Source organism: Peribacillus sp. SIMBA_075 (assembly GCF_046534585.1).
Window position 1 is genome coordinate 1 of record NZ_JAWRYN010001493.1, and the last position, 240, is coordinate 240.

The window sequence follows — 240 nt, forward strand, 5'->3', positions numbered from 1 at the left end:
GTTTATATGATAAAAAATATGTACTCATGCTATCCTTTATCACCGAAGCGAGAAAGCTAGATTTCTCGCTCAAAGAAATTCGTGAAATTATCACATCACTATTTGAAAAACAGTCAAAAACAGAAGCTGAACAGCTGCTCGAACAAAAAGTCGAAGATATACAACACTCCATTCAAGAATTAAAAAAGAGGAAGGCTGCCATTCAATTGTTAACGAAACAAACATTAGCCAACATCAGCT

At 34.6% G+C, this 240-nt stretch carries 1 protein-coding gene; it reads left to right on the plus strand.

The annotated features are described in order from the left end of the window. On the plus strand, positions 1–240 hold a 240-nt coding region (locus SB775_RS33370; protein WP_410865582.1), incomplete at both ends, for a MerR family DNA-binding protein.